The organism is Burkholderia cepacia ATCC 25416 (assembly GCF_001411495.1).
In the GTDB taxonomy this organism is placed as follows: Bacteria; Pseudomonadota; Gammaproteobacteria; order Burkholderiales; family Burkholderiaceae; genus Burkholderia; species Burkholderia cepacia.
Window position 1 is genome coordinate 1,770,949 of sequence record NZ_CP012982.1, and the last position, 23,523, is coordinate 1,794,471.

Genomic DNA, 23,523 nt, shown 5'->3' on the forward strand with positions numbered 1-23,523 from the left:
ACGTCATGGGTCAAAAGCGATACATCATCGAAGGCGATGTGCACAGCCACGGCGGACGCGTTGTGTCCGGGGCGCCGAACTCGCGAATCAACGGGCGTGCGATTGCACGCTTGCACGATCCCGCGATTTGCGAGATTCACGGCCTGACCTTCATTGCGACGGTGTCGGGCCACGCCCGGTTCGACGGGCAAGTTGCCGCCTGCGATGGCGACTTGCTGGCATGCGGAGCACGCCTGATCGCGAGCCAGGATCAGACCGGCGGCTGACGGAAATACGGGGCGCGCGGGCGGTGCGCCGGTCAAGCCGGGCCGGCCTCGTCCGATCGTGCCCGTGACGCTCAGATCACGAATTCCATCGGCTTCGTGCCGCATTGCTCATCGGGCAACGGCTCGCCACGCTGCGCCGCGGCCAACAACCGGCCGATCGCAATGTGGACCACATCGGCGCGCACGCTCGACGGGGTGAAGCCTGCAGCGTTGTCGAGTCCCTCCCGGTGCGCACGCATGATTCGCACGTCTTGCTGGATCACGGAATGCGTGTAGAGGTGCAGCAGCGGTTTCAGCGCGCGCAGCACCGCGGCCGGCAAGGCAAAGCGATAGGCGATGTACGTATAGACACGCGATCGACGCGTGTCGAGCGGCGTGATCTGGCTGATGATCAGAAAACTCGAGCGGCTGCCCCAGTGATAGTCGCACCGCGTGACGTTCGGTGCATAAAAATGATCGGTATGTCGAAGCGGTTCCCTGGACGGATTGGTCAGCCAGTCCAGCATGCCGATCTTGTCGCCGTCATCGTGATACGTGACCTCGACGCTCTGCTGCTTGAGTTCGACGGATGCCCGTAGTCGCCGTCCAGTGGATGAGCGGAAGATCCGGTCGTGCACGAACACCGTATGCGGGACGTCCATGAAGTTCTCGACCAGCGCACCGAGGTCGCCATCGAACGTATTGACCATGTAGTACGACTGCCACGGCCGTTCGCCGTAGTGCGGCATGTCGAACGGCCGCTTCAGCGCTGGATCGTCTCGCCCGCGATAGACCCAGACGAGGCCGTGCCGAGTCAGCACCGGTAACCTGCGCTGGCGATACGGGTAGGTCGTACCTGGCGGCGCGGCGCTCGCGCCGTCGATGCTGGGGATTCGGGTCACGCTGCCGTGCTGGTCATAATGCCAGCCGTGATACGGACAGACGAGGCAGCCGTCGATGACCTTCCCGGCCGACAACCGGGTTCCGCGATGCACACATTGATCGACGAGCGCGACGATCTCGCCGCCGGCCGCCCGGAACAACACGATGCCGAGGCCGAGTACCCGCGTGCCGAACGGCTTGTCGCGCTTGACGTCGGCTTCGGTGCCCGCGACGTACCATTGCTCGACCAGCGCGCCGAAGGCTTCGCCATCGGCGTCCGGCACGGATTCGTCGCACGGGGGATGCGTCGATGCGATCGATATGTTCAACATGAGCACGTGTCCTCGATGAAGGCGCGGAGTGCGTTCGCCACGGCGGGCTTGGCCACCAGTGCGCGGGGTTTGACATCGCCAGCCCGGATGCCTGCGCGCTCGTGGGCTCGCTGGACGAGATCCGCCAGCTGGGCGGCGCCCCCGGGCACGCGAACCGCGCGCAACGGGCCAAGCTGGCCGACCGTGCGTGCGTGCCGGTAGTGAAAAGCGCGGACGAGAGCCTGTTCCAGCGCATCGCGCAAGGCGGCGACGTCCTGCGTACCGCTGGCAAGCAACAGCAGGTAGTGGGGCGGATCCGCGTCTGCGCACGGAATCACGCAACCTTCGTCACCCGGTTGCAGCACGTCGGAAAGCGACGCAGCCAGATAGGCTTCGTCCAGCTTTTCACCGACCAGATCGCTTTGCGTGCCAGCCCGCCCGACGAAGGTCACGCATGGCGTTCGTCCCGCATATCCGGTCACACGGACCCGATCGCCGAGCCGATAGCGGTACAGGCCGCCTCCGGTCGTCACGACGACCTCGACCGTATCGCCCGGCTTCAGTTCCTCCACGCCAATCGCGGTTCCGTCGTCGAGCAGAAACTCCAGGAAGTGGCTGCAGACGGCGAGGGGACAGCCGGTCGTATCGCCGAACGGCAGGCTGACCACCGCCTCGGTGGAAAACAAGCCTTTCGGAAGCCATGCCGCCTGCGGAAACAAGGTGCGGGCATGTGCGGCGTAGCCTTTGCTTGGACCGTCCATCCAGCAACTCACTGCCGCGAGCTGCGGCCACAGCCGGCCGCAGTGGCCGTCGTCGAGTGCGCGTCGCAGCGCTGCCATACGGCTCGACGGTAGCGAATCGAACAGGAAGGTGAGCGTATCGCGGCGCTGCGGTTCGGCGTGGTCGAACAGCGGACGAAGCAGACTGGTCAAGAAGGTCGGGCTCCATATGCTGATGAAGGCCAGATCGTCGGCGGAGATAATCGCGCGTAACGTTTCGTTGCGCCACGCCCGATCATTACCCGACAGTGACGGGGCGACGAGTGTCGGCAGTAGATCGACGAGCGGGCTGCCGGCCAGGTAATCGAGATCGCTGTCCGATCCGATCATGATGCCGTTGGGAGCGCGTTCGCGCGCTTGCATTGGAGGCGACATCGACCAGTACGCGCGTCCGGCCGCGACGCCGGGCACGGTGCGATGCAGATCGGAGAGCCAGACGATCAGCGCGAACTGCAATTCTTCGAGAAAGGCTGGCGTATAGGGAATGAGCTTTTGCTGCTCGCTGCCGCCGCTCGTGCGCTCGAAGAAGCGTGGCGCCTGGTCGGTCAGGATCGGAGCGGACTCCTCGAGGGCACGATCGATCCATCGGGACATGCCGGCGTAGGAGGTTGCCGGCACGCGTTCGCGAAATTGGGCCGGATCCGCGATATCGGCAAACCCGTTGGCCATGCCGAACGCCGTGTTCCGATTCGTGGCGAGCAGGCGTGACAGAAAGGTTGCCTGCGCGTCGCCCGGCGCATCGAGCGCGGTGAGCCATGCGCGACGGAAAGGTTCTGCAGCAGCGCTAAACGCGGCCCACGCATCTTGTGCACGCACGTGCATCCTCTCGTCAGAAATAGGTTTTTTCGAGCTGTGTCAGATCGCTGGGCAAGCGCCGGGGCGCATCGAACACATGCAGCCAACCGTACCACAGCGGTCGCGTCTCCGCCGCGTCGGAGCGTGCATGAAGCTCCTGCCAGCGCAGGCTCGGATGCCGGTGATGCGTCAGGTTGTAGTTGAAGTTGAGGAATGCCCAGCGGATCAGTGTGGGGGCACGCATGTTGTATGTGCCCTCGACAACGTCGAGCGGCGTGTGCATGTGATACACCCATTGGAGCGACGACCACGAAAACGCGAATGCGAGATAGGCAAGCGCGATATCGAGCACGCGCCAGTCCAGCAATGCGCCCAGTGCGATCCACGCGGCCACGCCTGCGAGGGTTTCGTATCGAATTCGCCGAAATTCAGCTTGGTCGAAGTCTTTGAACGCAGCCGCATACGTGTTGTCGCGTCCGTACTTCGCCCAGCCATACGGGACGCGACTCGGAAGCACGGCGAGGACGAAGCTGCCCGCGAAACTCGCGAACCAGATGCCGCCGACGATCGCCGCGTAGTATTCGATTCGCTTGCGCCACAGCGAAGCGTCCGGCTCGACGAAGTCCACCCGCTCCGCGAGCGTTCGATTCCGCACGTGGTGACCGAGATGATTCACGTGGATCAGCGTTGCGGCCGCGCCGAACATCGCCGATGCCCACCACATCATCAGGTAGTTGACTGCCCCGCGCCGATGCCCGAAACCGTGGAAAGTTTCGTGCATCATCGAAAACACACCTTGCATGATCAGGCAGAACGGTACGAGCGACGCCCAGCGCAAGGGGCTCGTACCGTGCGACAGCCACGTCAGGATGCCGGCCCATGCAACGCTCTGCAGCGCGAGCACGCAGAGATTCAGCCGATCGAACCGTCGCGAACATTTATCTATGGCGCTTGCATTGGCAACGAACATACAATTCGGACATGGATGGTGGCGGCGACGCAGAGCATACCTTCGATCGCCATCATCGAACAATACGCCCGCCTGCGCTGATCTTGCGCGTTACGCCACGATCGATCGCGACCATGTCCGCCAAACGAACCGACGATTCCATGCATGAGCGCTGCAACGACGCGGCAGACATCCGTCGGCGCAATCCGCGTTTTTGTTTTGCCGACCACATTCCGCGCTATTGGTATCGTGACAAACGCCTCGTGACGCGCTTTTTCGACGCGTTCTCGATCATGTTTCCGCTCGGCGAGAAGTTCTTTGTCGATAGCGTGAGGCAGTACCGCGACGCGCTGCCGGTCGATGGCACACTCGCCGCTCAAGTGGATGCTTTCCTGTACCAGGAAGCCGCTCACATCCGCGAGCATCGCGCGTATAACCGGCGCCTGGCTCGCCAGGGCATGCCGGTCGACGCACTCGAGGCGCTCATGCGGAGACGGCAGCAACAATGCCGGCGTGTCGCGTCGCCGCTGCTTCAATTGACCTTCACGGCATGTCTCGAGCACTACACGGCTATTCTGGCCGATCTGCTGTTGCGCGATCCGGCCATTCTTGACGGCGTCGACCCGTCGATGGCCGCGATCTGGCGATGGCATGCGATCGAGGAAACCGAACACAAGGCCGTCGCGTTCGACGTATTTCGCGCTTGCGGCGGCGGCGCGATCAAGCGCTATTTCATACGGACGGCGGCGATGCTCGGCGTCACGGCATGCTTCATCGTCGATCTGGGCTATTTCATCGTGCGTCTCGCGCGTGCCGACCGCGGCGCCGGCAATTGGCGAAGCTGGGCACAGCTTGGCTGGTGGCTGTTCGGCGCGCCGGGCATCGTTACCCGCGTGCTGCCCGCGTGGCTGGTATGGTTCTCGCCGCGTTTTCACCCTGCGCGAATCGGGAATCCGGCCACCCTGGCTGCTGCCCGTGCGGCACTCGCTGCCGACGGCGTGACAACGGAACCGGCATGAGCGCACGGCGTCCGGCATGGTCGCCGTCCGGCTTCGACGAGTGGCGGCAACACTACCCATCGACGCCGTTCGAACCGGCGCCCGCAGCAATCGACTGGACCGGGCACTTCATCGAATGTTGGCATGCGCATGGCGCCCGCGCATTCCCGGACACCGTCGTCGTGTTGATTGCGGGACTCTATTCCGAGTGGATACCTGCCTGCTTCCGGCATGCCGTGCGGGCGTTGCATGCCGCGCGCTACCCAATCCTGCGTGTGCCGGTCCGCTCGTCTCGCGCGGTTGCCGAGCAGGGCGCGCATATCGTGCGCTACCTGTATGCGCGCCTGCCTGCTGATCGCCGCTTTATTGTCCTCACCCATAGCAAGGGCGGGCTCGATGCACTGGCGGCGCTGCATGCGGATTCAGGGCTTCGCGCTCGCTGCGACGGTATCGCACTCGTGCAGCCGCCCGTCGGCCCGAGCGCGATCGTCGACGGCCTGCTCGGGCAACGGGGGGCGCGCATCGATCCCGCATGGTTGGGTCGAGCCGCCGGGAGATTGTTGCGCACACGCTGGCTCCATGCAGGCTCGCGCGATATCGGCAGCGAGCGCGACGCCGGCATCGCGAATCTGTTGTCTGCGGTGCCCGGTGGCCTGCACTGTGTGCATGTCGTGAGCTGGTCGATAGAACGCACGTCCCGGTTCGACGCACATCACTCGCGCCTCGACCGCTACCGTCCCGGTTGTGCGCATGACGGACAGTTCTACCTGGACCACCAGACGATTCGCGGCATGCCTCAAGTATGCGTGCCGCATCTCGACCATGGCCAGCCTGTACTCGGCGGCGCCGGTTTCGATGCGGGACGTTTCTGGCTTGCACTCGTTGCGCTCCTGAACGACACGCGAGCGGCAGCGGTCGCGAGCGGTCAGACGAGATAGATCTCGAATCCCGGGATCGCTTCGGTGCCGCCCGGATCGAGTGCGGTCGCGCCGGGCGTCGATAGCGTATACAGATCCATCGGCAGCGCGGTGTATCGATAGCCGCGCAACGCGGACCATAGCGGATCGTGATCGTACAGGCAAAGCTGCAGCAACGCATAGCGGCTCCGCTCTCGTTGCCAGACTGCATCGAGCAGCGCCTGTGCGATGTCCGGGTCGCGTCCGCTCACATGCAGATGAGTCAGGTAGATGTCCTGAAGCGGCTGGCCGGGTGCTGCGATGGGAGGGCGTCCGAGCAACGGCGCGACGGCGTTGACGCCGTGACGCAACGCACCGAGTGAGCGCGGCAGACGTTCCAGGACGATGCGCTTGATACGTCCCGCATCCCACGGAGCAACGCAGCCCACGATACGCCCCTGCGCGTTGCGTGCGACCAGAAAGCGCTCGATTCCGAAGTCGGGCCAGGCGTTCAGGCGGCGCGTGAATTCGTCCGCTGTAAAGACGCAGCCGAAGGGTTGGGAACGCGACTCCTGGTCCAGGAATGCGCGGAGCGCGTCGGCATCGGTGGCCGACGCGTTCGTGATCCTGACGGAGTCGGCGCGCCGCGCAGCAATACGTCGCGCATAGATCGATACGTTACTGTAGCCGCGCCAATGTCGAAATCCGAGCCGGGTCCGCTTGCCTGTCCTGAATAGCGATTGCGTTGCGATCCGGTTGTCGCGAATGACGCAGCAGTACGTATGCTGCACATCTTCGTGCCGGGCGAGATCAGCGAGGCGATCGACGACATAATCGACCCACGTGCGTGCCAGTTCGCGATCGGGTGCGATGCGCAAGTCGCCGAGGTAAGCGATGCGCTGTTTCTCTCCGGCGAGGTAGCCGTCGCGAACGACCATGCTGGCCATTCCCTTGACGTGCCCGGCGCTGTCCTCCGCGAGCCAGGTTCGATAGTCGTTCGAATGGCACCGATGCAGTGCGAAGTAATCCGGTGAGCGATCGAAGCGAAGCGGCATCCCGCCGAGCATCGCGTAACGTGTTTGAAACGCGAGAAGCCGTTCGTTGTCGGACGCTGTGGCTGGCCGGATCCGCGTCATTGGCTCATTCACCGGCGAAGATTCGTCTTGCCATCGGGCGCAGGTTTTCCGGCTTCAGCTCACACAGGCAGACGAGCTCGTTTCCGTGCGCGTATTCTGGATTGCGCTCCAGAAAATAGGCGACATCCGGCAGCCGCCGATGCGCGTCAGGCACTTCGGCGAGGGCCGGGGCGAGGCGGCCTTGCGGTACAGGAAAATTGAGCACGCCGGACGCGGCGTCGTATGCGTGCCCGAAGCGCTCGACAGCCAGATGATCGAGCAGTGCCTGAATCGAGGGCTCGGTCGGTCGGTCGAATCGCGGGGTGAAATCATGCGCGAACGCTCGCAAGTAGCGGTACGTGCGATGCCCTTTGCAGATCAGAAACCAGTATAGTGCCAGGTCAGGCGAGTTGCGTTTGAGCTCACCGGCGAGTCGAATCCAGCAAAACGCGAGTTGCTGGCTGCCCCAGCAGGCCGGATCCACGATCGTGTCGCCGGAAAACAGGATGCGCAGTGTGGTGTCGCACCACTGCTGTTCATACAGTTTCAACGTGGAGAAGCCGCGCAGCTTGCCGGTGTCATCGCGCATGATGACGCAATGTGTCTTGTCGTCGAGATCGTGTTCGAAGCGTGCCTGTTCCGTATCCCGGTAACAGGCCGAATAGAGCGCGTACATGTGTGCAACGTCGACGTCGCGCAGCTGCGCACGTGTCATGGAACTGGCTCGAAGCGGCATAGCGTCGTCATTCATGCGAGCTGAAACGATTTATCATGATACGCGATTGAGCCGCTCCTTTTTTCACATGCGCGCCATACCTTCTGTTTCCCTCTCCTATATACCGTCAGCATTCGACGCGTGGCGGTGGCTCGCAATCTATGTCGTCGCGTCGGGCGCACTCTACTTCTGGGTCACACACGCGCCGATGGCGCCCGTGGTGGTGCTGCGTCCGGGGCCGTACGATGCGGTCATTCCGCGAGTGTCCGCCAGTGTGCCGCTTTATTTGAGTTACGCGCTCGTGATGCCGTCGATTGTCTGGTTCGGCCGAGGCCGCAATTGGCTGCTGCCCGCGTTTTTCGCCGGTGCGCTTGCCGCAGGCCTGTGCATCGTCAGTCATCTGTTCTGGCCGACTGCCGTGAGCCGGTCGCCGGCTGTGTCGGGATGGATCGCATGGCTGTATCGGATCGACACGCCACTCGCCGCGAGTCCATGCGGGCATGTTGCGTTGCCTGTGGCGGTAACCGTGGTATTGGCTGCGCTACGTGTCCGCGCAGCGCGCTATTACGCTGCGTGGAGCGCAATACTGGCGCTCACGGTCTTGACGACCGGGCAGCATCTGCTCGCGGACATGCTCGCGGGGCTCGCACTCGGCGTCGGCGTCGGCGGTGCGACGACCGCGCTCATTCGTCTCGACGTTGACCTGCGTACGGCTGCGGCATTGCTGCTTGAATGGCTATGTATCGTCGTTACGCTGCGAGTTGCGTTATCGGTGGGGCATTGGGGCGGTTACCTCTTCGCCGCTGTCATTGTCGCGACCCGGCAACACGCGTTATTCATTCTGTATCACGACGCGACACACTATCATTTGACCCGCCGTCGTTTCGCGAACGATTTTCTGATCAACCTGGCAATCGGCGTACCGGGACTCGTGCCCATCGAATTCTATCGCCCGCTGCATCTTGCACACCATCGACACGTCGGGACTGCGGACGATCCTGAGCGGAACTATCTGTACCACGCGCAGCCATGGAAATTCGAGCCACTCGACACACTCCCGCTCGTCCGGCAACTGCTCGGTGACTTGTTCGTGGTCAACATGGTGAAAAACATGCGCGCATACCGGCGCGCGAACGGGCGTGGTGCGTCCATGTCACTGCCGCTGCTCGCTGCGATATCGACATGGGGCATCCTGCTCGTGCCGCTCGTGCATGCATGCACGGTACGCGAACTGTTGACGCTGGCGGCGCTTTGGTTCGTGCCTCTCGTGACAATTGGCGCGCTGGTGCAGAAGATTCGTAGCATTGCAGAGCACAGTGGCGGGCCGGGTGTCACGGCCGGCTGGAATGACTGGACTTATTCGTGGCGTGTCGGGTTACTGGGCCGCTTCTTTATTTGGCCGTACAACATCAACTATCACCAACAGCATCATCGCGAACCCGGCGTGGCGTGGCATCGCTTGCCCGGATTGCGTGCGTCCGACGAGCCGGTTCTGTCTTCGAGGCAATTGCTTGCATTGCTTTGGTCGGGTGCCTCGCGCCGTGGTAGTCAAAGATAGAAAATCCCTTTCAAGACACGATGAAGTTCCCCATCGGTCCCGGAGCGAAAGATCGGCACGGCCCGTTGCGATCCGTCTGACCCGTGCCGCGCAACCCCGATCGTGAATTGTGCGCAGCCATTGTCTTGACGCGCCGGGGATTCATCAACCGTAGTGCGAGGCCTTGCCCGGAACGACGGAGTCGACTCCACGCCAATGCGCAGCGATCAGGCGGCATCCACGCGCACGCGGCCCGGATGAATACCCATGCGGATTGTCTTCGTGTCGAGAGACGTCACACCGCCAGATCTCGGCAGCTTCGCGTGCTAATCCCTCACGCCCTGCGCCGAGCTCATGAAGTTGACGCTGATCCGCGTGCCCTCGATTTCCGGTTCCTTGGGCACGCAGTGCACCCAGTCTTGCTGCGCGCGCCCTCCCATCACCACCAAGTCTCCGGAAGACGGTTTGAAGGTCATGGAGCGGCCGCCCTTGATCGGCTTGATCAGGAACCGGCGTATCGTGCCGAGCGTCAGGACGGGGACGATGCAGTCGAGCTTCCGGCACGAACCGTGGTCGCGATGCCAGCCTGTACTGTCTTGCCCGTTGCGATAGAGGTTCATCCACAGGCCGTCGTATTCCACGCCGTAGTGACGCGACAGCGCGCAGACGGCCTGCAGCAGGCGCGCGTCGGGCACATCGGCGACATGCTTGTAGACCGCCGTCATGCGCGGCTCGCGAAACACCTGGTTGAACATGCGCCGATCGTGCTCCAGCCACGGAACGCTGTTGCGCAACTGCTCATAGAGCTGCGACGCCCCTGAAATCCATCCGGGCACGATGTCGATCCAGGAATGAGCGTCGAGATCGAAACGCCTTGCCGATCGAAAGGACTCGTCTATCGAGAATTCGGCGTCGCTGCTTCCGAACAAATCGCTCTGTGCAGGTACCGTGCTCGGGATCCGTGTGATTGAATTCATCGTGCAAGTTGATCGCTTCCGGTGGTGACGAGTCACGCGGCCGGGAAAGGTGTCGATATGAGTCGTAGTCAGGCCAACGCACCGTGATTCATCGCATGCCACGCACGCAGCACCGAATAGCCGCGCCAGGGCCGCCATTGCTCGGCGGCTTGTGCTGCGGCACGGGCGCTACCCACACCCAGGGCCTTTTGCAACGCGACGTCGCCGGCGGGAAAGGCGTCGGGCCAACGCAGCGCGCGCATGGCGATGTACTGCGCCGTCCAGTCGCCGATGCCGGGCAGCGCGCACAATTCGGCGCAAGTCGCAGCGACGTCTACGCCGGGGTGCAAAGCGATGCGCCCGTCCAGCACCGCGTGCGCCAGCGCATGCAGCGCGGTCTGTCGTTGCCGCGTGATGCCCAGGCGGCCGAGCTCATCGCCGGTGGCGGCCGCCAGGGCAGCAGGCGTGGGAAAGAGACGATCCAGACCCGCGACAGGGGTTTCGATCGGATCGCCGAAGGCCGCAACCAGGCGCGCGCCCAGTGTGCGTGCAGCGGCCACGGTGACCTGCTGGCCCAGCACGGCGCGCACCGCCAGCTCGAAGCCGTCCAGTGTGCCCGGCACGCGCAAGCCTTCGCCCGACGGGAACGCGGCGTGCAGAGCCGCGTGGATGGCGATCGGGTCGGCGTCCAGATCGAACGCGGCGCGCACACGGTTGATCAGCGCCGGCAGGGCGGCGGCCAATGAATCGCCGATCGTCAGCACGGCCTGCGCGCGATCTTCGTCGAGGCGAGCGCGCAACCAGCCGCTACGCGCCTGCGTCCCTTGCACAAGCCGCAGCGTTCGCGTGTATTCCAGGCCCGCGACCTGCTCGACGCCGGGCAACGCGCGCAGGCGCAAAAAGCCCACCATTGCCTGTACGTCATAGGGAGGCCGCCAGCCGAGTCGCACGGTCACGCCTTGTCCATCGGACGCGGATCTGGCCCGGCGCAAGGCGCTGGGATTCAGGCCGTAGTGGCGCGAGAAGGCATCGTTGAAGCGTCGGACGCTGGAAAAGCCGCTGGACGCCGCGACCTGGCTCATCGGCAATCGGGTGTCGGCAATCAACTGCTTGGCCGCCAACAGCCGGCGTGTTTGAAGGTACTGAAGCGGCGACACGCCAAAGTGTGCGTCGAAAATGCGGCGCAGATGGCGGTCGGTCACTCCCAGCCGCTGCGCAATGCGCGGCATCAAGCCGCCGCTCGACTGTCCGAAGGTCGGGCGCGCGGAGGTCATGTGCCGCCATGCGTCGGGTTCATCCATCAACCTTGCGGCTTGCAGGGCCAGGATGCGCGAAGCGTCCTCCGTGCTCCAGGATGCCGCGCGCGGGGCCAATTCGGGGCGGCAACGCAAGCAGGGCCTGAAACCGGCCGCTTCTGCCTCTGCCGCGTGACGGTAGAAGCGGAGGTTCTCGCGACGCGGTGTCTTCACGCGACACACCGGACGACAGTAGATGCCGGTGCTGGTGACGGCCGCGAAAAAGGAGCCGTCGAAGCGCGCGTCGTGCGCCTTCAGCGCCAGGTAGCAGGCGTCGCTGTCGGGGGTGTCGATGGGGGTAGGCATGGGTGACATCGTATATCCCGCGCGCCCACGACGTGCGCCATTTTCGGACATGTGGTCTGTCGGCTTTGCGCCGCCAAACACCGGGCATCTCGAGCATCAGGGACGGCAGAGAATGATTGCGCGGTCCGCCCCGCCAACCTCACGGAACGCGGTATGCGCTTGACTTCAAGGTGATCGGGAACCTGGATCGTGCGTGAGGCAGTGCCGTGCGCTCATAAAACGGCCCGGCCCTCACGACGGCGCATTCTCGTTCCCTCGCAAGAATCGGAGTTGCCGCGCGACCTCTCCCCGGCAAGGTGTTGCTACGCGCAGGCCAGATGATCAAGCCGTGAGCTGCATGGGCCATAGCGGCCCCATTTCTTTGCGAGCCTGCCGCTTGCGGCGGTGGTTGTTGCCGATGGGTTCCATCGGCCTCCTGGCGGAGCGAGCACGGCGATCGGATCGTCGACGCCTTGCCTGCGTCCAGCCGTTGCCGGCAATCGATCGTGACGCGGCGGCGTGCCGGTACCCGCTTGCCCGTCGACACCCCCCGAAACATCGGATGCGACACCTTAATCCCGCAGTAACTCTTTTAATGCAATTCGCTAAAACATCGAGGGTAATTATTTAAATCGCCGAAACTATTTAATTTATTTCCTTTTAATCAAACAAAACATCCGCGCTGGCAAAGGTATTTAAGTTCGCCTCGTCATTCAATGTGGCTGCGTCCGTTTCAGACAAGCCAGTCGGGGATCTAGAGGTGATTCGAATTTACGACCCTTTATATGCGATCTAAAAATCGGCCGAAAATGTAAAGCATTGCAATATCAAGGAGAGAGTTGAGTATTCCGATTGCGATGCATGATTTTATTTGGCAGGATTTTCATCAGGTTGCTCGATTTCAAGACAACAATGCAGCCGGCCATTCAATCAGTCGAAACACCACGTGCCGGATGAGCAACGATCCGAAAGGAAGCTGACGAAGAAACGGATAACGAGGCGGCGAACGGGCGACATCGTTCGCGTTCATTGAAGCAATCGTTTGCCTGGGCGTCGATGCGTCACTCGAGCGACCCGGGCGGATTCGATACGGGGCAGCCATGGCGATACTCATGAACGATTCTTCCGGGGAAGCGTGCCTGCTCCGCGCGTATCACGTGTTCGGCCGGGATGCCGCGCGTTGCGATACGGTCATCCGGGATGCGTCGGTGTCCCGTGTTCACGCCCATATCCGCTGGGTGGGCGGGCTGTGGGAACTCCACGATCACAGCAGCAACGGCACGTCGCTGTCCGGCGTGCCGTTACGCCACGGCGATCACGCGGTACTGCAGCCGGGTGACATGATCCGGTTCGGCAGGGCCGGCATCGCGCCGTGGCGCGTCGATGCGCTCGACGATCCGGCCGATACGCTGTGGCCGATACGAGGCGCTGCGCATCCGATCGTGCTCGCGCCGCGCCAGATCCTGGCCGCACGCGCCGCGCAGCCGGTCACGATCGTCCGGTCGCCGGCCGGCGAATGGCTGTGCGACGACACGTTGCCGCCGCGCGCGCTCCATGACGGCGACGAAGTATCGACCGGCGACGCCACGTGGCGCCTGGCACTCGCGCGCAATGGTTCGACGATGAGGCTCGCCGCCCCCGCCGATCCGGCCGTGCCGGCACAACTGCTCGAATTCCTCGTCAGCCGGGACGAAGAGCATGTGCGCATGCTGCTGCATGTTCGCGGCGGCGTGGTCGACCTCGGCGAGCGCGCGCATCACTACAGTCTCGTCACGCTTGCCCGCGCGCGCTCGGCCGACATGCAGGCCGGCTACGACGCCGCCACGCAAGGCTGGATCGAACTCGACCGGCTGGCGCGCATGCTCGGCATCGATACGTCCCATGTCAACGTGCAGATTCACCGCGCCCGGAGCCAGTTCGCGGCCCTGCCGGGGCTGGGCGCGAGCCAGCTCGTCGAGCGCCGGCGCGGCAGCGTCAGGTTCGGCGATTTCCCGTTCCGCGTCATGCGCGGCGCGCATCTCGAATGCCAGTCGGTGCCGCCCGCTCAGCCGCGTATCGGCGTGCATCGTCCGGCGCCTGCTCCGGTAGTCCATTGCTCATGAACTCGAGAGAACCGGTCTCGGCGCCGGCCGTGCCCCGCGCGCCCCTCGCGCCATTTGCGGAACTGGCCGGCAAGCGGCGTTACCGGCTCGGTTCGTTGCTCGGCGAAGGCGGCAATGGCGTGGTGTTTCGCGCGACCTGCTGCGAAACGGGACAAGCCGTCGCGATCAAGCTGATGCGGGATCACGCCGCGCGGACCGCGACGGAGCGCGCGCGCCAGCGGGCGCGCTTCCAGCGCGAGACGAGCCTGTGCGAGGCGCTGCGGCACCCGAACATCGTGGCCTTGCTGGACAAGGGGGAAGCGCCCGACGGCCGGCTGTTCGCCGTATTCGAGCTGGTGCAGGGCCGGACCTTGCGCGACCGGCTCGCGGCACAGGGGCCGCTGTCGGCCGTCGACACGGGCCGGCTGATGGCGGAGGTGCTCGACGCGCTCGCGGCCGCGCATCGCAGGGGCATCGTGCATCGGGACCTGAAGCCGCAGAACATCGTGATCGCGATGGCCGATGACGGGCCGCACGCGAAGCTCCTCGATTTCGGCATCGGTGCGTTGCTGCCCGGCGCGGAGGACATCGGGCGCCAGACCCTGACGCTGGCGACCGAGGTGCTTGGCTCGGCGTCCTATTGCGCGCCCGAGCAATTGCGCAACGAGCCGCCGACGCCAGGAAGCGACCTGTATGCGTGGGGCCTGGTCGTGATCGAATGCCTGACGGGCGAGGTCGTCATGCGCGGTGCGAGCGTGGCCGACATTCTCTATCAGCAGCTCAGCCCGGCGAATGTCGCGTTCCCTCCGCCGATCGCATCGCATCCGCTCGGCGCGGTATTGCGGCGCGCGCTGAGCAAGAATCCGGAGCAGCGCGCCGCGTCGGCCGACGAACTCGCGGAAGCGTTCCGCACGCTCAACTTCGCGGCGCTCGTCGGCCGTTTCGATGCCGGCCGCGCAAGCGGGCCGACGCATCCGCGCCCGTTCGCGCCGTACGGCGAGCCGATCGCAACGGCGGGCGGGTACCGTCAGATCACCACGTTGTGCTGTTGTGTGACGATCACCGGAGAAGGCCGGCGACGCCACGCCGGGGTCGATCACGACGCCTTGCTCGACGGCTACGAGGAGCAATGGCAGACGAAGTGCGCGGATATCGCCGTCGGTTACGGCGCGCAGGTCGACGCACGGCTCGGCGACACGCTGCTGTTCCATTTCGGCCTGCAAGGCGACATCGATTGGCCGGCGCGCCGCGCGGCGCGCGCGGCACTCGACATGGTGCGGGTGGCCGGGCGCGCACGGCTGCCGGTGCCTGCGGCGGCCGGCGGCGAAGCCGGTGGTGCAAGCTGGCGCGTCGAAGTGGCCGCCGCGATTCACGTCGGGCAGGTTCTCGCCCATGCGTCGCATATGTCGGGCGTATCGACGCCTGCCGCGGCTGCGCGGCTGCTGCGGCTTGCCGGGCCCGGACAGATTCTGATCAGTGACGATGCGCGGCTGGCGCTCGAACGGCATGCGGACTGTCGGCCGACCCCGTTGCGGCTCGCGCGGGCGGGCCTCGTGCCGCAGCCGGTTCACGAATTGCTCGGCGAGCGGCGCGCCGATACGCCGTTCGATTCGCTCGACGCCGGCATGTGGGCACCGATGATCGGCCGCGCGCGCGAACTCGACGTGCTCCTGCGCGCGTGGCAGGAGACGCTCGCACGACATCGTCGCGTGATGCGCGGCGAGCCTGCGCCGCACGGTGTGCCGCGGCTGGTCGTCGGCGACGCGGGGCTCGGCAAATCGCGCCTCGTCCACGAGTTGTGCGAGGCCGTCCGGGGCGAGGGTTCTGCCTGCGCGTATTGCGGGTGCCTGCCCGAGCGGGAGAATCACGCACTGTTTCCGATCCTGCGATTCATCGCCGCGCATTGGCATATCGACGCCGACGACCCGGCGGATCTCGCGCTCGCGGCGATCGACACCATGATCGCGCCGCTCGAATGCGATCACGCGGCGGCCCGTGTCGCACTCGCGACCTGGCTGGGGGTGCCTTGCGAAGGGTCGAGGGTCCCATGGTCGAGTGCGCGCGAACGACACGCATTGTTCGACATCCTCGAGCAGCTGATCGTGTCGCTCGGCAATGGCGCGCCGGTGTTGTTCGTCGTCGACGATGTCCAGTGGATCGACCGCTCGACCGAGGATTTTCTTGCGTACCTGCGGCGTTCGCCGCGCGCGGCGGCGCTCGGCATCGTGCTCACGTCGCGCCCCGACCAGCTCGCGCGCTGGCGCGGCGCGACCGAACGCCTGGTGTTGCGCCGCCTGCCGCGCGACGACGCGCAGCGCCTGATGTCGGCATGCCTGGGCCCTGGCGAGCTCGATCCGCTCTGGCTCGACCCGCTCGCCCGGCGCACGGCGGGCATTCCGCTGTTCATCGAGGCCGTCGCGCGCGAGCTGACGATGGGCGGCGCGGACGGCACGCTCGCCGGGCTGCTGACGACGGATCCCCGTCCGCTTCCGCTCAGTCTCGGCGGGATGCTCGGTCGAGCGTTCGACCGGATCGACGACGCGCGCGACACCGCGCAGCTCGCCGCGACGATCGGGCTCGAGGTGGATGCGCAACTGCTCGTCGCGGCTTCGCCGCATGATCGCGCGACGCTCGACGCGCACCTGCAGTTGCTGCTCGAGGAACGGATCCTGTACGCGCAACATCGGCGCGATCGCGTGGTCTATTCGTTCCGCCATGCGTTGATTCGCGATGCGGCGTATGCGTCGATGCCGCCCGACCTGCGGCGCGGCAACCAGGCACGCGTCGGCCGCGCGCGGGTGGCGTAAGCCGGCCGCGGCGCCGGTGCGCACGCGTCTGGCGTCGCGGAGCACTTCGCGCGCGCGGGTGTGCGGGGGGCGTTTGCGGGCGCTCGACATCACCACCGATCTCGAGGTGCCGACGGTGGCCGCGCCGGCGGAAAATCCGCAGGACGGGCGCTTTTCGATCGGCTTCGGCTCCCGTCCGGATGGCCGAATCGCGGTGCAGCGCGCGCTGACCGAAATCAATCAGTTGTTCGATGTCGAGGCGGAGGGGCGCTGTGTCATCTCTGGCCGCGTTTTGGTGCACGACGGCTTTACCCGGTGCCGGTGGATCTTGGGTGGTGCGCCCGGCCACGCAGCGAAGCCGAGTTGAATCCGGCACGGCTGTTTCCGTGACTTGACCGGTCGTCCGCCAGCGGAGCCGGGTTCCGGGCGCGACGTCGGTCGAGGTGTAGTTTCATCTCGTGCTCCCGCTTTCGTCTTTCGAAATCCTGACGTATTTCAAAATGCTTTCCATCCATGTCGCATGCGCGATTCGATGCCGGGACAGTCGAAATTTGCATAGCGTTTGTGAACGGAATTACGGCTGCATACGTTCGCGGTTGACGGTGCCGCGCGCCATGTCCGGCGCGCAGCGGCCTCGATGCGCGGCGTGATGGCGCGTCGCACGGCCGCAGGCGCCGACGGGCCCGGATCGCGGTACGGTCCGAACGAGATCACGCAAGCACACGAGGATGCAGTCATGGCATCGATTCCCGAACCCGCGCCGACCGGCGACACCAGCAAACGGAACTGGCTCGAATCCCACGAGGCCGGCTATCACAAGACCCTCGGCAATCGACAGGTGCAGATGATCGCGATCGGCGGCGCCATCGGTACCGGCCTGTTCCTCGGCGCGGGCGCGCGCCTGCAGGCCGCCGGGCCGTCGCTCGCGATCGTCTATCTGGTGTGCGGCGTGTTTTCCTTCCTGATCCTGCGCGCGCTCGGCGAGCTCGTGATGCATCGCCCGAGCAGCGGCAGCTTCGTGTCGTATGCGCGCGAATTCCTGGGCGAGAAAGCGTCGTTCGTCGCCGGATGGATGTATTTCCTGAACTGGGCGATGACCGGCATCGTCGACATCACCGCGGTCGCGCTCTACATGCATTACTGGGCGCCGTTTTCGGGCGTGCCGCAGTGGATCTTCGCGCTCGCCGCACTGTGCATCGTCGCGACGATGAACCTGATCGGCGTGAAGTGGTTCGCCGAGATGGAATTCTGGTTTGCGTTGATCAAGGTCGCCGCGATCGTGCTGTTTCTCGTGATCGGCAGCGTGATCCTCGGCACCGGCGGGCACGTCGCCGGCCATGACACGGGCATGCACCTGATCACCGACAACGGCGGGTTCTTCCCGCACGGGCTGATGCCGGCGCTGGTGCTGGTGCAGGGCGTGGTGTTCGCGTTCGCGGGCGTCGAACTGGTCGGCACCGCCGCCGGCGAATGCAAGGACGCGCGCAAGGTGTTGCCGCGCGCGATCAACAACGTGATCTGGCGCATCGCGATCTTCTACGTCGCGTCGGTGGTCCTGCTGGTCTGCCTGCTGCCGTGGAGTGCGTACAAGGCGGGCCAGAGCCCGTTCGTCACGTTTTTCGGCGCGCTCGGCGTGCCCGGCATCGGTTCGGTGATGAACCTGGTGGTCTTGACCGCGGCACTGTCGAGTCTCAACTCGGGACTGTATTCGACCGGGCGCGTGCTGCGTTCGCTCGCAATGGGCGGCTCGGCCCCGGCGTTCCTCGGCAGGATGAGCGGGCAATCCGTGCCGTACGCGGGCATTCTCGTGACGGTCGCGATCTACGTGGTCGGCGTGCTGCTCAACTACCTGGTGCCGTCGAGCGTGTTCGAGATCGTGCTGAACATCGCGTCGCTCGGCATCATCAGCACGTGGGCATTCATCGTCGTGTGCCAGATGAAGTTCCGCGCGGCGGTCGCGCGCGGCGAGGTGGACGACGTGTCGTTCAGGATGCCCGGCGCGCCCGTGACGTCATGGCTGACGCTGCTGTTCCTGCTCGGCGTGCTGGTCCTGATGGCATTCGACTATCCGAACGGCACGTGGACGATCGCGTCGATCCCGCTCGTCGCGCTGTTGCTCGTGGCCGGCTGGAAGTGGCTGAGCGGCCGCGCGCACCGCGCGTCGCTCAAGCCGACGATTCCGTCGGTCGCGCTCACGCAGAACGTGCTCGAGAAGGACGGCGACTGACGGGATGCGCGACAAGGCGCGGCCGCCGGCCCGGTTGCGGCGCGCCCGCTCAAATTTGCTTGCAGCCGGTATGCCCGGATCCGGTTCTGCGGCGTATGGTCGGTTGCGGCGCGTGCGCCTCGATACGTTCGATGCGCTTGCCGGCCGGTCGGGCGACAGGCCGGGGGCGCGGCCGTGATGCGCGCGACGGTTTCTACGTGAAGCCGACCGTCGTCGTACCGAAGTCGTTGCAGCCGAGCGTGTGCCGCAACGAAAGCTTCGGGCCGGCCACGCGGGTTGCGCGGCCGGCCGCCGCGCGTGTCAGAACCGCGTACTGAATCCGACCCGCGCGATCGACTGCAGTGCGCCGCTCGATGCGCCGTTCGCGTCCATCACGCCGTTGATCTGCGCGTTGCTGCCGTGGTTCGCGCGCTGATGCACGCCCGCCACGTACACCATCGTGCGCTTCGACAGCCAGTACTGGACGGCCGCCAGGAACTGGTGCGCGTGCGCATTGTCGAGCGTGTCGTTGCCTTTCATGTAGGTGTAGCTCGCGCCGACCACCCACGCGGGCGACGGATGCCACGACGCGCCGGCTTCCGCCGACCACGCGCCCGCGCCGTTCGCCGAGTTCCGTACGGTCGTCACGAGCGCCTTCCCCGTGACCGTGCCGAGTGTGTAGTGCACGCCCGCGCCCCAGTTGCGCACGCTGGTCGGCGGGAGCCCCGCCGACGCGCCGTATTTCTGGTTCGTATAGGCCGCGCCCGCGCCGAACGGGCCGTTGTCGTAGCTCGCGCCGACGCTGACCGTGTTGTTCGCACCGACCGACCCCGCGACGTTCCCGAAACCGTACAGCGCGCCGAAGGTCAGGCCCGACAGCGACGGGCTCGTGTACTTGACGGAATTCGCGACGCGATTGCTGCCCGCGACGCGATCCCAGTCGAACGCGCCGGTGGGGTTGTTCGGCAAGGCGAGCTTGTCGAACGGCCCGTTGCGAAAGCCGTACAGGCCGACGAGATCCTGCGCGATCTCGTTGCCGCCGGCGGCGAGCGCATCGACCATGAACTCGTACTGGTTGCCGAGCGTGAGCTTGCCGTAATGATCGTTCTCCAGCCCGACGTAGGCCTGCCGCGCGAACAAGCCGCCGCCGATGATCGAGCCGTTGCCGAGCGAATACTGGTTCACGAGCCGGAAGATCGCGCGCGTGCCCGCGCCGAGATCCTCCTTGCCTTCGAAACCGAGCAGGTTCGGAAAGAAGATGTTGTCGTCGAACTTCGCGTTGCCGTGGCCGCCTTCGTTGCTGACGTAGCTGATGCCGGCATCCATCAGCCCGAACATCGTCACGCTGCTCTGCGCGAACGACACGGCGGGAAGGGCGCATGCCGCGAGCGCCAGAAGGGTCTTTTTCGCCATCTCCAATGTGCTCCTCACATGTTTCCGGTCAGGCCGGATATTTTTAATTGGACTACTGATTGATATGAATAAAACCCGAGCCGGGCGATTCCCGGTTCGGTGGCAACCGGAGCGAACCGGTGTGTGGCCGATGCCTGTCGAGCGCGCGCTAGACCGTCGAATACCCGCCGTCGACCGGCACGACCGCACCTGTCACGAACGACGCGGCGGGCGAGCACAGGAACAGGATCACGTCCGCGACTTCGTTGGCCGTGCCCCAGCGCCCGAGCGGCGTGCGTTCGAGGATGCGTCGTGACGCCTGCGTGTCGGCCATCAGGCCGCTGCTGAGCGGCGTGTCGATCCAGCCGGGCGCGACCGCGTTCACGCGGATGCCGCGATCGGCCCACGCCTGCGCGAGCGAGCGCGTGAGCTGCGCGATGCCGCCCTTGCTCGCGCTGTACGCGGGGCGGTCCTTGCTGCCGAAGTACGTATACATCGATGCGACGTTGACGATACTGCCGCCTTGTACGGACAACGCCGGCAACGCGGCGTCGGAGGCGCGCATCACCGACGTCAGGTTCACGTTCAGCACGAGTTCGAACTGGTCCATCCGGTATTCGTCGGCGTGCCGGCTGATGCCGACGCCGTTGACGAGCACGTCGAGCCGCGGCAAAGCGGCGATCGTGCGCGTCAGTGCGTCGCTGTCTGTCACGTCCAGTTCCATGCACCGGACGCGCGGATGCACCGGCGCGTGCGGGCCGGTAGCGTCGAGCCCGAGCGCAACGACCGATGCGCCGGCTTCCGCGAAACGCCACGCCGTGCTTGCGCCGATGCCCGATGTACCGCCGGTTACCGCGACGGTCCTTCCCTCAAATAACCACTGGCGACTCATGTTCGACACTCTCGACGGCGTGGGTGGAGCGCGCATGCCGCTGCGCGGGGGAAACCAGGATCTTGATCTGCGTGCGATCGGCGAGCAGCGCGTCGAAGCCGTCGGCGACGGCGTCCTCCAGCGACACGGTGCGCGTGACGATCGACGTGAGATCGAGCGCGCCCGATGCGACGATGCGCAGCAGGTCCTCGTACGCATGCCGGTAGCCGACGCTCGCCGTGAAGGTCAGCTCGTCGTTGACCGCGCGGAACGCGTCGAAGCCCGCCTGCGGCATCAGGCCGACCATCACGACGCGGCCGCCCTTGCGCAGCGCCTGCATCGCCGCTTCGAACGTGGCCGGCAAGCCGGCCGCCTCGAAGCTCGCGTCGACGCCGAGCCCGCCCGATGCCTCGTGGATCGCGTCGCGCAGCACGGACGCGTCGAGCGTGCGCGCATTGAACGTGTGCGTCGCGCCGAAGCGCGCGGCGGCCGCGAGGCGCTCGGTCGACACGTCGACCGCGACGAGGGTCGTCGCACCCTGCAGCTTCGCGAGCTGGATCAGCAGCAGGCCGATCGGCCCGAGCCCGAATACCGCGCACGTGTCGCCGAGCCGGAGCTCGGCGCGGCGCAGCGCGTGCAGCGCGACGGCCGCGGGTTCCATCACGGCGGCCTGCTCGAGACTCACGCCGTCGGGCAGCCGGTGCAGCATGTAGGCGGGCACGACCGCGAAGTCGGCCATCCCGCCGTCGCCCATCAGCCCGGCAAAGCCCATCGACACGCACAGGTTGTACGACCCCGAGCGGCAGTACGCGCACTGGTGGCAGCGATATTCGGGCTCGACGGCGACACAATCGCCCGGATTCAGCGTCGTCACGCCTTCGCCGACTTCGACGACGGTGCCGCAGAATTCGTGGCCGAGCGTCAGCGGCGCGGTACGGCGCGACAGCGGATGCGGCGTGTCGACCGGAATCGCGTGCGGGCCGTCCGCGTATTCGTGCAGGTCGCTGCCGCAGATGCCGCAATACGCGACCGCGATGCGCACCTCGCCCGGCCCGGGGCGCGGCGTATCGATTTCCACGAGACGGACGTCGCGCGGGCCATGCCATTGAAGTGCACGCATGTCAGCGTCCTCCGAGGTTCTGTGTATCGAGACGGTTCGCGGCCGTGCCGGCGAGCGCGCGCTTGCGCAGCACGGCGGGCGCGGTTTCGACGAGGCCGAACGACAGCACGCACGCGAGGATCGCGCCGGTGGCCGACGTCCACATCGCGAACTGCAGGCCGTACTTGTCCGCGGCGAAGCCGGCGACGGTCGGCGCGACGAAGCCGCCAATCAGCTCGCCGGCGCCCATGATCAGCCCGAGCGCGCTGGCGATCGCGCGCGGCGGCACCGTTTCCGCCGGGATCGTCGCCATGAACAGCGTGAAACAGCCGAGGCCCGTGTAGGTCGCGAGCACGAGCGCGCAGAGCGCCCACAGCGAATTCGCGTGAATCATCGCGACGGGGCACGCGGCGGCGACCAGCGCGAACACGATCATCGTCGGCTTGCGGCCGATCCGGTCGGAGATCGCGGGCACCGCGAAACCCCAGAACACCCACGCGGCGCCGAGGCAGGTCATCACGACGCCCATGTCGGCAGGGGACAGGTGGCGGCTGTCGACGAGGAACACCGGCGCGAACGAGATGATCACGATGAACCACGTGAGGAAGAAGCAGCTGATCAGCACGCAAAGCAGGATGTTGCGTTCCTTCAGCAGCGCCCAGCGGCTGATCGCCGCGCCGCCCGCGGCCGGTGCGCCGACGGTGTCGGCCTGCGCATGCCGTGCGCCGCCGGGCGGCACCTCGCGCACCCAGCGCCAGATGCAGAACGCGATCAGGAAGCCGGGAATGCACGATACGAAGAACGCGTGGCGCCAGCCGTGCGCGGTCGCGATGCCGATCACGACCGGCGGGCCGATCATCGCGCCGAGCAGGCCGGCGGCGGAGCCTTGCAGCAGGCCCATGTTCAGCCCGCGGCGGCTCGGCGTCGAACTCTCGACCATCAGCGACTGCGAGAGCGGCAGCACCGGGCCTTCGGCGATGCCCATCAGCGCGCGGAACGCGATCAGGCTCGCGAAACCGCCGACGAGCCCCGACAGTGCCGAGCACACGGAAAAGCCGATCACGGCGGCGATCAGCAGCGGCTTGCGCGTGCCGCGCGCGTCGGACCACGCGCCGGTCGCGGCGCCCGACAGCGCCCACGTGAGCGCGAGCGCGGACGACACCATGCCGAGCTGCGCATTCGTCAGGTGCAGCTCGGCGGACATGAACGGGAACAGGAACGACAGCGCGAGGCGGTCGAAGAACACGAAGCCGAACGTCATGAACAGGATCAGCAGCAGCCTGTTCTCGTACGTCCAGGCGGGCCTGGAGGAGGAAGGGGATGTCATGGT

Annotated in this window: 17 protein-coding genes and 2 pseudogenes; 8 read left to right on the plus strand and 11 right to left on the minus strand. The window is 65.7% G+C overall.

Annotated features, from left to right (window positions below; genetic code table 11):
- The first annotated feature begins 5 nt into the window (after positions 1–5).
- A complete protein-coding gene (locus APZ15_RS25235; protein WP_027790130.1) occupies positions 6–266 on the plus strand; it encodes a PAAR domain-containing protein in 261 nt (86 codons plus the stop codon).
- Between the two features lie 71 nt (positions 267–337).
- On the opposite strand, the gene APZ15_RS25240 is transcribed toward APZ15_RS25235, so the two are convergent.
- Genes APZ15_RS25240 through APZ15_RS25250 form a run of 3 tightly spaced genes read right to left on the minus strand, consistent with a single transcriptional unit; the run spans position 338 to position 4,045 of the window.
- Positions 338–1,459 carry an aromatic ring-hydroxylating oxygenase subunit alpha gene (locus tag APZ15_RS25240; RefSeq protein WP_080982169.1) on the minus strand — a complete coding sequence of 374 codons (1,122 nt, stop codon included), beginning with the start codon at positions 1,457–1,459 and terminating at the stop codon, positions 338–340.
- On the minus strand, positions 1,453–3,033 hold the full coding sequence (locus APZ15_RS25245) for a GH3 family acyl-acid amido synthetase (RefSeq protein WP_080982173.1): 1,581 nt from the start codon (positions 3,031–3,033) through the stop codon (positions 1,453–1,455). The genes APZ15_RS25240 and APZ15_RS25245 overlap by 7 nt, the downstream gene beginning before the upstream one ends.
- Before the next feature lie 13 nt (positions 3,034–3,046).
- The gene (locus tag APZ15_RS25250) at positions 3,047–4,045 is read right to left on the minus strand and encodes a fatty acid desaturase family protein (protein ID WP_226128286.1); all 999 of its coding nucleotides are present in this window, start codon (positions 4,043–4,045) and stop codon (positions 3,047–3,049) included.
- Between APZ15_RS25250 and APZ15_RS25255 the strand changes: the two genes are divergently transcribed.
- Together APZ15_RS25255 and APZ15_RS25260 are read left to right on the plus strand one after the other, a co-directional pair.
- Complete coding sequence (locus APZ15_RS25255) at positions 3,994–4,980, plus strand: metal-dependent hydrolase (protein ID WP_226153286.1); 987 nt, start codon at positions 3,994–3,996, stop codon at positions 4,978–4,980. The two genes, APZ15_RS25250 and APZ15_RS25255, sit on opposite strands and share 52 nt — an antisense overlap.
- A complete protein-coding gene (locus APZ15_RS25260; protein ID WP_027790125.1) occupies positions 4,977–5,897 on the plus strand; it encodes a lipase family protein in 921 nt (306 codons plus the stop codon). The genes APZ15_RS25255 and APZ15_RS25260 overlap by 4 nt, the downstream gene beginning before the upstream one ends.
- Here APZ15_RS25260 and APZ15_RS25265 read toward each other — a convergent pair.
- Together APZ15_RS25265 and APZ15_RS25270 are read right to left on the minus strand one after the other, a co-directional pair.
- Complete coding sequence (locus APZ15_RS25265) at positions 5,885–6,991, minus strand: hypothetical protein (RefSeq protein WP_027790124.1); 1,107 nt, start codon at positions 6,989–6,991, stop codon at positions 5,885–5,887. The two genes, APZ15_RS25260 and APZ15_RS25265, sit on opposite strands and share 13 nt — an antisense overlap.
- A gap of 4 nt (positions 6,992–6,995) precedes the next feature.
- Positions 6,996–7,685, minus strand: coding sequence for a hypothetical protein (locus tag APZ15_RS25270; protein ID WP_170183060.1), 690 nt, complete (start codon positions 7,683–7,685; stop codon positions 6,996–6,998).
- 67 nt (positions 7,686–7,752) lie between these two features.
- Between APZ15_RS25270 and APZ15_RS25275 the strand changes: the two genes are divergently transcribed.
- The gene (locus APZ15_RS25275; RefSeq protein ID WP_226153287.1) at positions 7,753–9,243 is read left to right on the plus strand and encodes a fatty acid desaturase family protein; all 1,491 of its coding nucleotides are present in this window, start codon (positions 7,753–7,755) and stop codon (positions 9,241–9,243) included.
- Between the two features lie 305 nt (positions 9,244–9,548).
- Here APZ15_RS25275 and APZ15_RS25280 read toward each other — a convergent pair whose 3' ends face one another.
- A complete protein-coding gene (locus APZ15_RS25280) occupies positions 9,549–10,199 on the minus strand; it encodes an alpha-ketoglutarate-dependent dioxygenase AlkB (protein ID WP_080982168.1) in 651 nt (216 codons plus the stop codon).
- 68 nt (positions 10,200–10,267) lie between these two features.
- A complete protein-coding gene (locus APZ15_RS25285; RefSeq protein ID WP_027790121.1) occupies positions 10,268–11,779 on the minus strand; it encodes a DNA-3-methyladenine glycosylase 2 family protein in 1,512 nt (503 codons plus the stop codon).
- A 1,079-nt stretch (positions 11,780–12,858) separates the two neighbouring features.
- Between APZ15_RS25285 and APZ15_RS25290 the strand changes: the two genes are divergently transcribed.
- From APZ15_RS25290 to ansP, 4 genes and pseudogenes are all read left to right on the plus strand, one after another.
- The gene (locus tag APZ15_RS25290; RefSeq protein ID WP_027790120.1) at positions 12,859–13,860 is read left to right on the plus strand and encodes an FHA domain-containing protein; all 1,002 of its coding nucleotides are present in this window, start codon (positions 12,859–12,861) and stop codon (positions 13,858–13,860) included.
- A pseudogene (locus APZ15_RS25295) lies at positions 13,857–16,775 on the plus strand (TOMM system kinase/cyclase fusion protein); the annotation flags it as partial. The gene APZ15_RS25290 and the pseudogene APZ15_RS25295, both read left to right, overlap by 4 nt.
- Positions 16,711–17,015, plus strand: a pseudogene (locus APZ15_RS39800) (YcaO-like family protein); the annotation flags it as partial. The pseudogenes APZ15_RS25295 and APZ15_RS39800, both read left to right, overlap by 65 nt.
- 346 nt (positions 17,016–17,361) lie before the next feature.
- Positions 17,362–18,852, plus strand: a complete 1,491-nt coding sequence (gene ansP / locus APZ15_RS25300; protein ID WP_027790119.1) for an L-asparagine permease — start codon at positions 17,362–17,364, stop codon at positions 18,850–18,852.
- Between the two features lie 300 nt (positions 18,853–19,152).
- Here ansP and APZ15_RS25310 read toward each other — a convergent pair whose 3' ends face one another.
- The 4 genes from APZ15_RS25310 to APZ15_RS25325 all read right to left on the minus strand — a co-directional run bounded on the left by APZ15_RS25310 (position 19,153) and on the right by APZ15_RS25325 (position 23,520).
- Complete coding sequence (locus APZ15_RS25310; RefSeq protein WP_027790117.1) at positions 19,153–20,244, minus strand: porin; 1,092 nt, start codon at positions 20,242–20,244, stop codon at positions 19,153–19,155.
- 148 nt (positions 20,245–20,392) lie between these two features.
- Positions 20,393–21,115 carry an SDR family NAD(P)-dependent oxidoreductase gene (locus tag APZ15_RS25315; protein WP_027790116.1) on the minus strand — a complete coding sequence of 241 codons (723 nt, stop codon included), beginning with the start codon at positions 21,113–21,115 and terminating at the stop codon, positions 20,393–20,395.
- Positions 21,093–22,214, minus strand: coding sequence for a 2,3-butanediol dehydrogenase (locus APZ15_RS25320; RefSeq protein WP_027790115.1), 1,122 nt, complete (start codon positions 22,212–22,214; stop codon positions 21,093–21,095). Before APZ15_RS25320 ends, APZ15_RS25315 begins: the two co-directional genes overlap by 23 nt.
- Position 22,215: 1 nt before the next feature.
- Positions 22,216–23,520, minus strand: a complete 1,305-nt coding sequence (locus APZ15_RS25325; RefSeq protein WP_027790114.1) for an MFS transporter — start codon at positions 23,518–23,520, stop codon at positions 22,216–22,218.
- Positions 23,521–23,523 lie beyond the last annotated feature (3 nt).

Excerpts from the sequence above, each read along its gene's own strand:
- APZ15_RS25235 (WP_027790130.1), top strand. The coding sequence starts at position 6 with ATGGGTCAAAAGCGATACATCATCGAAGGCGATGTGCACAGCCACGGC.
- APZ15_RS25240 (WP_080982169.1), bottom strand. The coding sequence starts at position 1,459 with ATGTTGAACATATCGATCGCATCGACGCATCCCCCGTGCGACGAATCC.
- APZ15_RS25255 (WP_226153286.1), top strand. The coding sequence starts at position 3,994 with ATGGATGGTGGCGGCGACGCAGAGCATACCTTCGATCGCCATCATCGA.
- APZ15_RS25260 (WP_027790125.1), top strand. The coding sequence starts at position 4,977 with ATGAGCGCACGGCGTCCGGCATGGTCGCCGTCCGGCTTCGACGAGTGG.
- APZ15_RS25265 (WP_027790124.1), bottom strand. The coding sequence starts at position 6,991 with ATGACGCGGATCCGGCCAGCCACAGCGTCCGACAACGAACGGCTTCTC.
- APZ15_RS25270 (WP_170183060.1), bottom strand. The coding sequence starts at position 7,685 with ATGACACGTGCGCAGCTGCGCGACGTCGACGTTGCACACATGTACGCG.
- APZ15_RS25280 (WP_080982168.1), bottom strand. The coding sequence starts at position 10,199 with ATGAATTCAATCACACGGATCCCGAGCACGGTACCTGCACAGAGCGAT.
- APZ15_RS25285 (WP_027790121.1), bottom strand. The coding sequence starts at position 11,779 with ATGCCTACCCCCATCGACACCCCCGACAGCGACGCCTGCTACCTGGCG.
- APZ15_RS25290 (WP_027790120.1), top strand. The coding sequence starts at position 12,859 with ATGGCGATACTCATGAACGATTCTTCCGGGGAAGCGTGCCTGCTCCGC.
- ansP (WP_027790119.1), top strand. The coding sequence starts at position 17,362 with ATGGCATCGATTCCCGAACCCGCGCCGACCGGCGACACCAGCAAACGG.
- APZ15_RS25310 (WP_027790117.1), bottom strand. The coding sequence starts at position 20,244 with ATGGCGAAAAAGACCCTTCTGGCGCTCGCGGCATGCGCCCTTCCCGCC.
- APZ15_RS25315 (WP_027790116.1), bottom strand. The coding sequence starts at position 21,115 with ATGAGTCGCCAGTGGTTATTTGAGGGAAGGACCGTCGCGGTAACCGGC.
- APZ15_RS25320 (WP_027790115.1), bottom strand. The coding sequence starts at position 22,214 with ATGCGTGCACTTCAATGGCATGGCCCGCGCGACGTCCGTCTCGTGGAA.
- APZ15_RS25325 (WP_027790114.1), bottom strand. The coding sequence starts at position 23,520 with ATGACATCCCCTTCCTCCTCCAGGCCCGCCTGGACGTACGAGAACAGG.